The 12,372-nt window shown below is 49.0% G+C and carries 12 protein-coding genes and 1 other RNA gene; 3 read left to right on the top strand and 10 right to left on the bottom strand.

The window, feature by feature from the left end:
• Positions 1–18: 18 nt before the first annotated feature.
• From fabG to DN748_RS04945, 8 genes are all read right to left on the bottom strand, one after another.
• Positions 19–765, bottom strand: coding sequence for a 3-oxoacyl-[acyl-carrier-protein] reductase (gene fabG, locus DN748_RS04980; protein ID WP_112370817.1), 747 nt, complete (start codon positions 763–765; stop codon positions 19–21).
• A 283-nt stretch (positions 766–1,048) separates the two neighbouring features.
• The gene (gene sucD, locus DN748_RS04975; protein ID WP_112370666.1) at positions 1,049–1,921 is read right to left on the bottom strand and encodes a succinate--CoA ligase subunit alpha; all 873 of its coding nucleotides are present in this window, start codon (positions 1,919–1,921) and stop codon (positions 1,049–1,051) included.
• A 128-nt stretch (positions 1,922–2,049) separates the two neighbouring features.
• Entirely contained in the window at positions 2,050–2,988 is a 939-nt protein-coding gene (locus DN748_RS04970; protein WP_112370665.1) for a UDP-3-O-(3-hydroxymyristoyl)glucosamine N-acyltransferase, read from the bottom strand.
• A gap of 14 nt (positions 2,989–3,002) precedes the next feature.
• The gene (gene efp, locus DN748_RS04965; RefSeq protein ID WP_112370664.1) at positions 3,003–3,569 is read right to left on the bottom strand and encodes an elongation factor P; all 567 of its coding nucleotides are present in this window, start codon (positions 3,567–3,569) and stop codon (positions 3,003–3,005) included.
• 40 nt (positions 3,570–3,609) lie between these two features.
• A complete protein-coding gene (lpxA, locus tag DN748_RS04960; protein WP_112370663.1) occupies positions 3,610–4,395 on the bottom strand; it encodes an acyl-ACP--UDP-N-acetylglucosamine O-acyltransferase in 786 nt (261 codons plus the stop codon).
• A gap of 39 nt (positions 4,396–4,434) precedes the next feature.
• Positions 4,435–5,844 carry a bifunctional UDP-3-O-[3-hydroxymyristoyl] N-acetylglucosamine deacetylase/3-hydroxyacyl-ACP dehydratase gene (locus DN748_RS04955; RefSeq protein WP_112370662.1) on the bottom strand — a complete coding sequence of 470 codons (1,410 nt, stop codon included), beginning with the start codon at positions 5,842–5,844 and terminating at the stop codon, positions 4,435–4,437.
• A complete protein-coding gene (gene lpxD, locus DN748_RS04950) occupies positions 5,837–6,865 on the bottom strand; it encodes a UDP-3-O-(3-hydroxymyristoyl)glucosamine N-acyltransferase (RefSeq protein WP_112370661.1) in 1,029 nt (342 codons plus the stop codon). Before lpxD ends, DN748_RS04955 begins: the two co-directional genes overlap by 8 nt.
• Before the next feature lie 139 nt (positions 6,866–7,004).
• A complete protein-coding gene (locus DN748_RS04945) occupies positions 7,005–8,261 on the bottom strand; it encodes an HD domain-containing protein (protein WP_112370660.1) in 1,257 nt (418 codons plus the stop codon).
• 93 nt (positions 8,262–8,354) lie between these two features.
• Here DN748_RS04945 and porX point away from each other — a divergent pair, with 93 nt between their 5' ends.
• The 3 genes from porX to cysM all read left to right on the top strand — a co-directional run bounded on the left by porX (position 8,355) and on the right by cysM (position 11,370).
• Positions 8,355–9,902: a T9SS response regulator signal transducer PorX gene (gene porX, locus DN748_RS04940; protein WP_112370659.1), complete on the top strand. Its 1,548-nt coding sequence runs from the start codon at positions 8,355–8,357 to the stop codon at positions 9,900–9,902.
• 109 nt (positions 9,903–10,011) lie between these two features.
• A complete protein-coding gene (gene tsaE, locus DN748_RS04935) occupies positions 10,012–10,419 on the top strand; it encodes a tRNA (adenosine(37)-N6)-threonylcarbamoyltransferase complex ATPase subunit type 1 TsaE (RefSeq protein ID WP_112370658.1) in 408 nt (135 codons plus the stop codon).
• Positions 10,420–10,488: 69 nt separating this feature from the next.
• Complete coding sequence (gene cysM, locus DN748_RS04930) at positions 10,489–11,370, top strand: cysteine synthase CysM (protein WP_112370657.1); 882 nt, start codon at positions 10,489–10,491, stop codon at positions 11,368–11,370.
• A gap of 63 nt (positions 11,371–11,433) precedes the next feature.
• Here the strand turns inward: cysM and rnpB are convergent.
• An RNA gene (rnpB, locus tag DN748_RS04925) (RNase P RNA component class A) lies at positions 11,434–11,744 on the bottom strand.
• A 35-nt stretch (positions 11,745–11,779) separates the two neighbouring features.
• Positions 11,780–12,301: a DUF7935 family protein gene (locus tag DN748_RS04920; protein ID WP_112370656.1), complete on the bottom strand. Its 522-nt coding sequence runs from the start codon at positions 12,299–12,301 to the stop codon at positions 11,780–11,782.
• Between the last annotated feature and the right edge of the window lie 71 nt (positions 12,302–12,372).

The following is a 12,372-nucleotide window of genomic DNA, read 5'->3' as shown; positions in this document are numbered from 1 at the left end:
GTCTGTTTGGTTAGGGGCTCAGGTAAGCATGCCCCCGTCTACATGGAGTACCTGTCCCGTAATATAGGCACTGAGGTCCGAGGCCAGGAAGAGGCATGCATTGGCCACGTCTTCGGGAGTTCCGCCGCGTTTCAGCGGGATACCCTCTCTCCATCCCTGAACGGTTTTCTCATCGAGCCTGGCGGTCATTTCTGTTTCTATAAACCCGGGAGCAATGGCATTGCACCTGATATTCCGGGAACCGAGTTCCAGGGCTACCGATTTTGTAAACCCGAGGATACCCGCCTTGGAGGCGGCGTAGTTGGCCTGTCCTGCATTTCCCTTGACACCTACTACGGAGCTCATGTTTATGATAGACCCCTTACGCTGTTTGAGCATGGTGCGCTGTACGGCCTTGGTCATGTTGAAAACAGACTTGAGGTTGACCTCGATCACCTTGTCGAAATCTTCTTCAGAGATACGCATCAGCAGGTTGTCTTTGGTGATCCCGGCATTGTTGACCAGGATGTCTATACTCCCGAATTCTGAAAGGACTGCTTCCGCCAGTTTCTGGGCTTCTTCATAACCGGCCGCATTGCTCTGGTAGCCCTTGGCCTTTACACCCAGTGCGGTGAGTTCCTTTTCCAGTCCGGCAGCGGCTTCTGCCGATGAACTGTATGTGAAGGCCACATTGGCCCCTTCCCGGGCAAAAACCTGTGCAATGCCTTTTCCGATGCCCCTGCTTGCTCCTGTAATAATAGCTGTTTTTCCTTCTAAAAGTTTCATCCGTATTAAAAATTTCCGGGCCATTGAAATGCGTTACCGATATCGGCAGGTAATGGCCGTTGTTTGTTAAACGCCCTGCGTGTCCCGAATTTGCTTCGCGGATTACAGGCTTTTTTGACATGTTCTGTTTTTAAATGCCGGTATTTTACCGTGCAGGGCCAAATATAGCAAATAGATGCAGCATAAAACAAAAGTAGAGGTACGAAAAAGGCGGTATAACACAAAAAAATCCGGCAGTACCTGCTGCCGGATTTTCGGATATATCGCTATGTCGTTTGTGAAACTACCCCAGAACTTCGGCAACTTTCTTGCCGATTTCGGCAGGGGAGTCTACCACATGGATACCACATTCCTTCATGATCCTCTTTTTGGCTTCGGCCGTATCGTCGGCACCGCCTACAATGGCTCCGGCATGCCCCATGGTACGTCCCTTGGGAGCAGTTTCCCCGGCAATAAAGCCTACAACGGGTTTTTTATTCCCGTTCTCCTTGATCCACCGGGCCGCATCGGCCTCAAGCTGTCCGCCTATTTCCCCTATCATGACAATACATTCGGTTTCGGGATCGTTCATGAGCAGTTCCACGGCTTCTTTGGTAGTTGTTCCTATAATGGGGTCTCCACCTATACCTATGGCCGTGGTAATACCCTGTCCCTGGCGTACCACCTGGTCGGCGGCCTCATAGGTAAGGGTTCCCGATTTGGATACGATCCCTACATTTCCTTTTTTAAACACGAATCCGGGCATGATCCCTACTTTGGCTTCGCCCGGGGTAATGACACCGGGACAGTTGGGGCCTATAAGGCGGCAGTCCTTGCCCTTGATATAGTTATAGGCCTTGATCATATCGGCTACGGGAATGCCTTCGGTAATGGTAATGATCACTTTAATACCCGCATCGGCGGCTTCCATAATGGCATCGGCCGCAAAAGCCGGCGGAACGAAAATAATGGTGGTATCGGCTCCTGCCTGGTCTACCGCGTCCTTTACGGTGTTGAATACCGGGCGCCCGAGGTGTTCCTGGCCTCCTTTTCCGGGAGTTACACCTCCCACTACATTGGTGCCGTAATCTATCATTTGTTCGGCGTGAAAGGTTCCTTCACTACCGGTAAAACCTTGTACGATTATTTTTGAATCCTTGTTGACTAAAACACTCATTATATTTTGTTTTTAATAGGCTATGCAAAAATAGGGTTTTATATGGATAAACCGGTATTCCAAACGGGTTAATCTTGCCCTGTTCCGGTTATTTTTTGGTTGCGGCTTCCCGTGCGGACCACCGATATTCAGGAACCGGATTTCAGCCGGGTTATGATATCCGGTATCTTCCGTATCGAGGCCAGTTCCCTGTATTTTTTCCGCGCTTCCTCTGCCGGGTACCCGAAATAGGTGGTGTGCCCTTCCAGCGACTTGCTGATACCGGATTGTGCCAGTATAACTGCTTTGGTGCCTATGGTGATACCGCTGGCCATACCTACCTGTCCCCATATGGTAACCTCGTCTTCTATGACCACGCAACCCGCAATCCCGGTCTGGGAGGCGATAAGGCATTTCCGGCCTATTACCGTGTCGTGTCCTATATGTACCTGGTTGTCGATCTTGCTGCCTTCCCTGATCAGGGTACTTCCGGTAACTCCCCTGTCTATGGTGCACAGGGCCCCGAGGTCAACATTATCCTCTATGACGACTTTTCCGCCGGAGAGGAGTTTGTCAAAACCTTCCGGCCTGTTTTTGTAATAGAACGCATCCGCTCCCAGGACAGTTCCGGCATGTATGGTCACATTGTTGCCGATAACCGTGTTGTCGTAGATGATCACGTTGGGATGGATGAGACAGTGATCTCCTATAACCACATCATTTCCCACAAAAACACCGGGCTGGATAATGGTGTCCTTGCCAACGGTAGCCGTAGGTGCTATGGTGGCCACGGCCTTCCGGAACGGGTTGAAGTGATGGGTCAGCCTGTTAAAGTCGCGAAAAGGATCATCGGAAATGAGTAATGCCTTGCCTTCCGGACAGGCTACTTCCTTATTGATAAGTATTACGGTGGCTGCCGATTGGAGTGCCTTGTCGTAATACTTCGGATGATCTACAAAGACGATATCTCCCGGCTCCACGACATGGATTTCGTTCATGCCACGTACCGGGAAGTCTTCGCTCCCTACATACCGGCAGTCCAGGATACCGGCAATCTGGTGTAAGGTGTATACCTTTGGGAATTTCATGAGATATCCGGAACTTATTCTTTGACCCGCTCTACGTAGGTCCCTTTTTCCGTTTCCACTTTTATCCTGTCCCCTTCATTGATAAACAGCGGGACATTTACGCTGGCTCCCGTTTCCACTGTGGCGGGTTTTGTTGCGTTGGTAGCTGTATTTCCTTTTACACCGGGTTCGGTATGGGTTACCTCCAGGATCACGTGAGCAGGCATCTCCGCAGAAAGCGGCATACCGTCTTCCGCGTTGATAATGATGGTCACGATTTCTCCTTCCTTGAGCAGTTCAGGGGAATCCAGTGCGTTTTTAGGAAGGGAGATCTGGTTGAAATCTTCGGTGTTCATGAAGTGAAAGAGGTCTCCTTCCGGGTACAGGTACTGGAATGTATTGGTCTCTACCCGCACATCGTCTATCTTGTGACCGGCAGAGAAGGTGTTGTCTAAGGTCTTTCCGGTAGTCACGCTCTTGAGCTTGGTACGTACGAAGGCAGGGCCTTTTCCGGGTTTTACATGGAGAAACTCCACGATCTTATAGATGTCGTGGTTATAACGGATACACAATCCTTTCCGTATGTCTGAAGTTGTTGCCATACTATGGGTTTTATTGCTTGTTTCTGTTCTTTTGGCATTATTATCCGGCAGTGAAATACCCCTTCATGATACCGCGTTGCGAGTCGCGGATGAACTGGAGGATCTCATCCCGTTCCGGAGTGGCTTCCATTTCGGCTTCGATAATTTCGATGGCCTGGGTGTTGTTGTAATTTCTCTGGTACAGTATCCTGTATATATTCTGGATCTCCCTGATCTTGTCGGCAGAAAAGCCCCTTCTTCTCAGGCCTACGGAATTGATCCCGACATAGGAAAGGGGTTCTCTTGCCCCTTTTACGTAGGGGGGGACATCTTTTCGCACCAGTGATCCGCCGGTCACGAAAGCGTGGTTCCCGATAGAACAGAACTGGTGTACGGCAGTCATTCCGGCCAGGACTACATAATCCCCGACAGTGATATGGCCGGCCAGGGTACTGTTGTTGGAGAAAATGCAGTTGTTGCCCACAATACAGTCGTGGGCTATATGGCTATAGGCCATGATAAGGCAGCTCTGCCCGATCACCGTTTTCATGCGGTCTGACGTGCCCCGGTTTATGGTCACGCATTCGCGGATGGTGGTATTGTCTCCTATCTCGGCAATGGTTTCTTCTCCCTGGAACTTGAGGTCCTGCGGTGTAGCCGAAATTACGGCACCCGGGAAAATATTACAGTTCTTACCTATCCGGGCACCTTCCATGATGGTGACATTGGAACCTATCCAGGTGCCTTCGCCGATAATCACATTGTTGTGAATCGTGGTAAAGGGTTCTATCACCACGTTCTTGGCTATTTTGGCCCCGGGATGGACATATGCTAAGGGTTGATTCATGTGTGTCGATTAATATCATTCGGGAACACAACGGTGTTCCTAATCATTTTTTACTTTTACGATCTGTGCCATCATTTCCGCTTCCGTGGCCAGTTTGCCGTTGGCATAGGCATAGCCCTGCATATGGCATATTCCCCTTCGTATGGGGGTCACCAGCTCGAGCTTGAATATCAGGGTATCTCCCGGACCTACCTGTTGCTTGAATTTTACATTGTCTATTTTCATAAAGAATGTAAGGTAGTTTTCCGGGTCGGGAACAGTGCTGAGTACCAGTATGCCCCCCGCCTGTGCCATGGCTTCTACCTGCAATACCCCGGGCATAACGGGAGCCCCGGGGAAGTGCCCTACGAAAAAGGGTTCGTTCATCGTAACGTTCTTTACCCCCACGACATGGGTGTCGGAGAGTTCCAGTATCTTGTCTACAAGCAGAAACGGAGGCCTGTGCGGCAGTTTTTGCATGATGGCGGTAACGTCCATCAGGGGAACCTGGTTAAGGTCGTATTGCGGTACCTTGTTGCGCTTTTCGATCTTGATCATTTTCGACAGTTTTTTTGCAAACTGGGTGTTTACAAAATGCCCGGGCTTGTTCGCGATAACCTTTCCCCGGATACGGGTGCCTACCAAGGCGAGGTCGCCGATAACGTCCAGTAGTTTATGCCTGGCCGCCTCGTTGGGGTAGTGCAGGGTCAGGTTGTCGAGAATACCGTTCGGCTTTACGGAAATGGATTCCTTGTTAAAGGCGACTTTCAGTTTTTCCATGGTATCCCTGGAGAGTTCCTTGTCTACATATACGATCGCATTGTTGAGGTCTCCTCCCTTGATAAGCCCGTGTTCCAGCAGTGTTTCGATCTCGTGGAGAAAGCTGAAGGTCCTGGCATTTGATATTTCTTTCTTGAACAGGGAAAGGTGTTTCAGCGTGGCGTTCTGTGTTCCCAGGACTTTGGTGCCGAAATCGACCATGGCAGTGACCTGGTATTCCTCTGCGGGGATTACCGTGATCTCACTTCCGGTCTCTTCATCCGTATACGAAATAACGTCCTTGACAATATATTCTTCCCGCTCTGCGTCCTGTTCTACGATCCCCGCACTTTCGAGCGCCTCCACGAAAAACTTGGAAGACCCGTCCATGATGGGCGGCTCCGGGGCATTGAGCTCAATCAGAACGTTGTCTATTTCCAGTCCTACCAATGCAGCCAGTACGTGTTCGGAGGTGTGTATTTTCACCCCTTTTTTCTCGAGATTGGTTCCCCGTTGGGTATTGACCACATAATTGGCATCTGCTTCTATGACGGGGCAGCCTTCCAGGTCAATGCGCTTAAAGGCATAACCGTGGTTTTCTGGAGCAGCTTTAAAGGTCATGGTAACTTCATGCCCCGTGTGAAGACCTACACCCTGGAGCGTTACTTCTTTTGCAATGGTACGTTGCTTGGCAACTCTGGCATTACTCATTATCGTTCCGTTTTTTATCGAATTGATGAATAGTTTGTACTAATTTGGGAAGATTCTTGAAATGGACATACGACTTGTTGTAGTCACTGAGGTTAAAGGCCGGCGACCCCTGTAGTGTTTCATCGTCCTGAACATTCCGGGTGATTCCCGACTGGGCCTGTACCTTAACCCGGTTTCCAATGGTGAGGTGGCCTACAATACCTACCTGGCCTCCTATCATGCAGTTGCGTCCTATTTTTGTAGAACCGGCAATGCCGGTCTGGGCTGCAATTACCGTATTTTCGCCGATTTCCACATTGTGGGCAATCTGTATCTGGTTGTCCAGTTTTACACCTCTGCGTATAACGGTAGATCCCAGTGTAGCCCTGTCGATGGTTGTTCCGGCACCGATATCTACATAATCTTCCAGTATTACATTTCCCGTCTGGGGCACCTTCGAATACGCCCCGTTCCCGTCAGGGGCATAACCGAAACCGTCTGCTCCGATAACGGCCCCGCTGTGTATGATACAATGATTTCCGATCACTGTTTCCGAATAGATCCGGGCGCCCGCAAATACGACGACATCGTTCCCCAGGGTCACATTGTCACCGATATAGGCATTGGGGTATATCTTGCAGTTGTGGCCTATACGCACATTTTCACCTATATAGGAAAAAGCGCCCCGGTAAATGTTTTCCCCGTGCGAAGCGGTCTCCGAAATATAGGAAGGCTGCTCAATACCGGTTTTGTTCAGCTTTACCTGATTGTAGTATTCCAACAGCCTGGAAAAGGATTTATAGGCATCCTCCACCTTTATCAGGGTGGTGGAAAGTTCCGATTCGGCCTCGAAGTCCTTGTTTACTATCGTAACGGAGGCCTTTGTGGTATATATATATGATGTGTACTTGGGGTTGGCCAGAAAAGTGAGGTCGCCCTCCGTCCCTTCCTCGATCTTGGCCAGCTTTGAAACCTCGACATCCGGGTTTCCGACGACATCACCTTCTAATATACCTGCTATTTGACTTGCTGTAAATTTCATTCCTGCAAAAGTATAAAAAAAGTAAATATCAAGTTACCGGGGTGTTGAGTTAATGGGGAAATCCTTAAAACACGCCGGTTTTTACCAGGTAAAGCAAGGTATGCCCGTTCCGGATGATTTAAGGAAAACAGCGGCCTTTCTAAGGGTGCGGGCTGATCCCGGCCATACTGTTCTCCTGCTTGGGGTAGCAGATAAAATATTTGGTGACCGCCCTGGACAAGGCCTTGATGTTGAGCAGGTCGGATGCTTTTTCCACGTCGGAAACCTTGCCTGCCTTGGTGAGTATCCTGATGTTCTCCTGATCGATGCTGTAAGCGATGTTTTCCACCTGCCCGGTAAATACAAAATACCGTGCTACCCGGTCGGAAACGTCAAATTCGTCCATGAAAAGCCGGGTGTGTTTCTCCAGCTTCTTCCCGGAGACCGGCTTTTTGCGGAATTTAATCCGGAGCAGGTCCCTGTTCAGTATCATGCTGCAGAGGCGGGACAAGACGAAGTCTTCGTGAAACTGCCATTCTTTCATGGCCGAGATGATATCGTAATCGTCAAGTCTTGAAAATATTTCGAGTACAGGGGTGGAAAAATTGTCGAGGTCTACCTTGTTCTTCAGAAAGTATTCCAGGGCAGTGCTCGATTTCAGGGTTACTCCTTCCGAAACCAGTTCCTTAGCCCTTTTCAGTACCCTTATAAGCAGCTGTTCTGCTGCGATCCCGGCCTTGTGAAGGTAGGCCTGCCAGTACATCAGTCTCCTGGCAACCAGGAATTTTTCTACGGAATAAATCCCCTTTTCTTCAATGACCAGCTCATTGTCTACCACATTCAGCATGGAAATGAGCCTTTCGGAATTGATGTTGCCCTCTGCTACCCCGGTATAAAAACTATCCCGTTTCAGATAGTCGGTACGGTCGATATCGAGCTGGCTGGAAATAAGCTGATGCATAAACTTCCGGTGATACTGTCCGCGAAAAACCTTGATAGCCAACGTTAAACTTCCGTTAAAATCACGGTTGAGCTCTTCCATGAACAGCAGTGAGATCTGTTCGTGGCTCACATTTTCCACGATGCTGTGTTCCATGGCATGTGAAAAGGGTCCGTGACCTATATCGTGCAGCAATATGGCTACGAGCAGGGCTTCTTCTTCCTCTTCAGAGATCTCAATTTTCTTAAAACGAAGGGTTTGTATCGCTTTTTGCATCAGGTGCATACAGCCCATGGCATGGTGGAACCTGGTATGGTGTGCTCCGGGATATACGAGGTAGGAAAGGCCCATCTGGGATATTCTCCGCAACCGCTGAAAATACCGGTGTTCGATCAGATCAAAAACCAGGGTGTTGGGAATGGTAATAAATCCGTAAATTGGGTCGTTAAATATTTTGAGTTTATTGGTGCGTTGCATACGTTTGTTTTGAGCACGGACCTGTAAACCGCAAAGTCGGGAGGCCGTTACCGGTGTTTGACATAAATGATGTAAAAATACAAATATAAGCATATGAGTAACATAAAAATACTGTGGGTAGATGATGAAATTGACCTGTTGAAACCACATATCCTCTTTCTGGAGAAAAAGAATTATGACATTACCACATGCCAGAGCGGGGCCGATGCCATTGAAGATGTGGACCGCAATAATTACGATATTATTTTTCTGGATGAGAACATGCCCGGACTTTCGGGCCTGGAAACCCTTACGGAAATCAAGGCCAAACGGCCTAATGTACCTGTGGTAATGATCACGAAGAGCGAAGAAGAATACCTGATGGAGGAAGCCATAGGTTCGAAAATAGCCGATTATCTCATAAAGCCTGTCAACCCGAACCAGATATTGCTGTCGCTCAAAAAAAACCTGGACCATTCCAGGCTGGTCTCGGAAAAGACTACCGCCAGTTACCAGCAGGAATTCCGGAAGATAGCCATGGATATGGCCATGGCCAATACGTATGAAGACTGGGTGGAACTGTACAAGAGGCTGCTTTACTGGGAGCTGGAACTGGAAAACATAGAGGATATAGGGATGGTTGAGATCCTGGAGTCCCAGAAGACAGAAGCCAATACCCAGTTCGGGAAATTTGTCGAAAAAAATTATCCCGGCTGGTTTTCGGGAGAAGAAAGCCCCGTGATGTCACATACCCTGTTCCGTGAGCTGGTGTTGCCCGAACTTGAAAAAAAGGCGCCGACCCTGATGGTGGTTATCGATAACCTGAGATACGATCAATGGCTGGCCATTTCCGATACCATTAATATACATTACAAGGAAAAGAGTGAGAAGCCATACTGCAGTATCCTCCCTACGGCTACGCAATATGCGCGCAATGCCATTTTCTCGGGCTTAATGCCTGTGGAAATGGAAAAGCTGTATCCGAAATTATGGAAAAACGATACCGATGAAGGAGGGAAGAACCTGTATGAGGCAGATTTTCTCAATGAGCAGATACGCAGGCTGGGACTGGATGTCAAGTGGGAATATCACAAGATATCCAGCCTGAGGGCAGGGAAACAGCTGGCACAGAATTTCAAATCGCAGAAAGGGAACGACCTTACCGTGATCGTGTATAATTTTGTCGATATCCTCTCTCATGCAAAGACCGAGATGGAGGTTATTAAGGAACTCGCATCCAACGATAAGGCTTACCGGTCGCTTACCCAGAGCTGGTTCAGGAATTCTCCCTTACTGGAGATCATTCAGCAGTCTCAGCAACTCGGGTTCAAACTCATTATCACTACCGACCACGGTACGATCAATGTAAAGAACCCGTCGAAAGTAATCGGTGATAAGGAAACCAGCCTGAACCTGAGGTATAAGACAGGAAGAAGCCTGTCTTATGAGAACAAGGATGTTTTTGCCGTAAAACGCCCGGGAGATATTCATCTTCCTTCCATAAATATGAGCAGTTCTTTTATTTTTGCCAAGGACGATCTTTTCTTTGCGTACCCGAACAACTACAATCACTATGTGGGATACTACCGGAACACCTATCAGCACGGGGGAATATCCCTTGAAGAAATGATCGTGCCTTTTGTAGTGCTGGAACCGAGATAGCCCCCCGGGGGGGGGACAGGTTAAAAGTTGAAGGTTACAGGTTTTGCAACTTTAAACCTGCAACCTGTAACCTTCAACCTTAATACAGGAATAATTAAAATTTATTTGTGTGGAAAAGATCCTTTATTCATTGCGGGAGATAGAGGCTGTCGCCTCCCGGGTCCTGGGAGAGGCACGTGGAAAGACCCTTCTGTTTCACGGGGATATGGGAGTGGGAAAGACCACCCTTATCAAAGCCATGGCTCTTAAACTCGGTGTGGGGGATATGACAGGAAGCCCCACTTTCGGGCTGGTACATGAATACCGGGACAAAGATGGACTACCGGTCTATCATTTTGATTTTTACCGGATAGAAGATGAAACCGAGGCCCTGGACATGGGCGTGGAGGAATATCTTTATTCCGGTGATTGGCTTTTTATAGAGTGGCCGGAAAAAATAGGGGGACTACTGCCCGAAGATGCGGTGGATATCTATATGGAAGAGCTCGAAGATGGCCGGAGGGCCTTGTCTTTTTGACGGGAATAAACAGGGATTTGCAGCAAATTATAATAACTCAAGACGAGTTCTATATATAAAACAGAATATATGTACAAAACATTACTTGAAAATATAGGGAACACCCCCCTGGTGGCAACGACAACCTTGATACCGGGCAAAGCGGTAAAGCTGTTGCTGAAACTGGAAGGAGATAATCCCGGGGGAAGTGTTAAGGACCGGGCGGCTTATAATATGATAAAGAGTGCCCTGGAGCGCGGAGATATAGATAAGGAAACAAAACTTATAGAGGCCACCAGCGGGAATACGGGGATAGCCCTGGCCATGATTGCCGGTTTGTTCCACCTGGACATCGAACTCGTAATGCCGGAAAATTCTACCAGGGAACGGGTACAGACCATGCGGGCATACGGGGCAAAGGTAACGCTTACCCCTTCAGATGCCGGTATTGAAGGGTCGCGGGACTATGCGGAGAAAAAAGTGGATGAGGAAGGGTATGTATCGCTCAATCAGTTTGGCAATGATGATAACTGGAAAGCGCATTACAAGACCACCGGTCCGGAGATATGGAGAGACACCAACGGGGAAATAACGCATTTTGTGTCGGCCATGGGAACAACCGGAACCATTATGGGGACCTCTGCCTATCTGAAAGAACAGGACCCGGACATCACCATCGTCGGAGTGCAGCCCACAGATGATTCCAGTATTCCTGGAATACGGAAATGGCCGGAGGCATACCTGCCGAAGATCTTTGACCCCGAAAGAGTGGATAGCATCATAGAAGTGAGCGAGGAGGAGGCTAAAGAAATGACCCGGAGGCTGGCCCGTGAAGAAGGGGTTTTTGCGGGAATGAGCAGCGGGGGAGCGGTATGTGCAGCATTAAAACTGGCGGAAACGCTGGATAAGGGGGTTATCGTGACCATCATATGTGACCGGGGCGACCGGTATTTGTCTTCCGGGCTTTTTTAGTGCCTGGTTGGTAGTTCGAAGCCGGAAGCCCGGGGTTCTCCTACTTCCAATATGCCCCTTGTAAAAAAATGCAGGCCTGTAAGCCGGATTCTGTCGTGTCTTATCATTTATCTGGGATACCGGTTGCCCGGTATCTCTAACCGCCTACCCTCCGGCACTCGCCCGGGGCGATTCGGGCGCGCAACCCTCTGATGCCGGTATACATGGCGTTGCACCGCGTAGAGTTTACCTGATTTCACTACAGCCTTACCTGTACATACTTTCTGTTGCACTGGTCCTTTCCCGGTATCGGGACGACGGGTGTTACCCGCTACGCTGCGCTGTGGTGTCCGGACTTTCCTCTCCCTGCCGGGAGCGATAAGACGGCCTGCGGGACAAAGGTACGAAGCCGGGAGAAAATAAGCGGGGTTTAATTCATGAAATCCCTCACCTCTTTTCTTATAAATTGCAGGGCGGTTGCCGAAGGGGAGGTTTTGTCCATCATTTCACTGAGTATGACCTCCCGGAGTTTTTCCGGCGAATCCGGCTGGGCCGTCATGCTGGCCTTTCTGATGAGTTGTATGGTACTGTTTTTTGCAGTTTTTATAATGCTCCAGCACTGGTCGCTCATATAGATCTGCTGCGAAAGGTTATGGTCGTATTCTTCTTCGATACTCCTGATGAGCAGGGCTTCATATTCTGCGGTGTTCATACTGCGGGAAGGCACTACCCGTAACAACAGTTTGACCGGGTCTGTGCGTTCCAGGAAAAGTGCCATGCGTTCATAGGCCTGTAGCCTGATGGGAAAAGTGTGCTTCTGTGCCTCCCGCTGCAAGAGAAACCGCCGTTTCAGCTGTTCGTTTTTTACAAACTGGGCGAAGAAATAATACGCGACGAGTCCGGTGATTGCTGCCGGAAGTATATAGAGTAGAATATCGGTGAGCTGTATCATAATATGTTCTTTTATTCACTGGGTGAACTCTGTATTTGTATTGAAATACGCAGCACTTTGCGAGGTCGGTT

Source organism: Sinomicrobium soli, assembly GCF_003285545.1.
Lineage (GTDB): Bacteria > Bacteroidota > Bacteroidia > Flavobacteriales > Flavobacteriaceae > Sinomicrobium.
Note: the sequence above shows the minus strand (reverse complement) of the source record. Positions and strands in the feature narration are given on the sequence as shown.

What these genes read in the sequence shown, in the direction of transcription:
- fabG (WP_112370817.1), bottom strand. Translation starts at nt 765, where the DNA reads ATGAAACTTTTAGAAGGAAAAACAGCTATTATTACAGGAGCAAGCAGG.
- sucD (WP_112370666.1), bottom strand. Translation starts at nt 1,921, where the DNA reads ATGAGTGTTTTAGTCAACAAGGATTCAAAAATAATCGTACAAGGTTTT.
- DN748_RS04970 (WP_112370665.1), bottom strand. Translation starts at nt 2,988, where the DNA reads ATGAAATTCCCAAAGGTATACACCTTACACCAGATTGCCGGTATCCTG.
- efp (WP_112370664.1), bottom strand. Translation starts at nt 3,569, where the DNA reads ATGGCAACAACTTCAGACATACGGAAAGGATTGTGTATCCGTTATAAC.
- lpxA (WP_112370663.1), bottom strand. Translation starts at nt 4,395, where the DNA reads ATGAATCAACCCTTAGCATATGTCCATCCCGGGGCCAAAATAGCCAAG.
- DN748_RS04955 (WP_112370662.1), bottom strand. Translation starts at nt 5,844, where the DNA reads ATGAGTAATGCCAGAGTTGCCAAGCAACGTACCATTGCAAAAGAAGTA.
- lpxD (WP_112370661.1), bottom strand. Translation starts at nt 6,865, where the DNA reads ATGAAATTTACAGCAAGTCAAATAGCAGGTATATTAGAAGGTGATGTC.
- DN748_RS04945 (WP_112370660.1), bottom strand. Translation starts at nt 8,261, where the DNA reads ATGCAACGCACCAATAAACTCAAAATATTTAACGACCCAATTTACGGA.
- porX (WP_112370659.1), top strand. Translation starts at nt 8,355, where the DNA reads ATGAGTAACATAAAAATACTGTGGGTAGATGATGAAATTGACCTGTTG.
- cysM (WP_112370657.1), top strand. Translation starts at nt 10,489, where the DNA reads ATGTACAAAACATTACTTGAAAATATAGGGAACACCCCCCTGGTGGCA.
- DN748_RS04920 (WP_112370656.1), bottom strand. Translation starts at nt 12,301, where the DNA reads ATGATACAGCTCACCGATATTCTACTCTATATACTTCCGGCAGCAATC.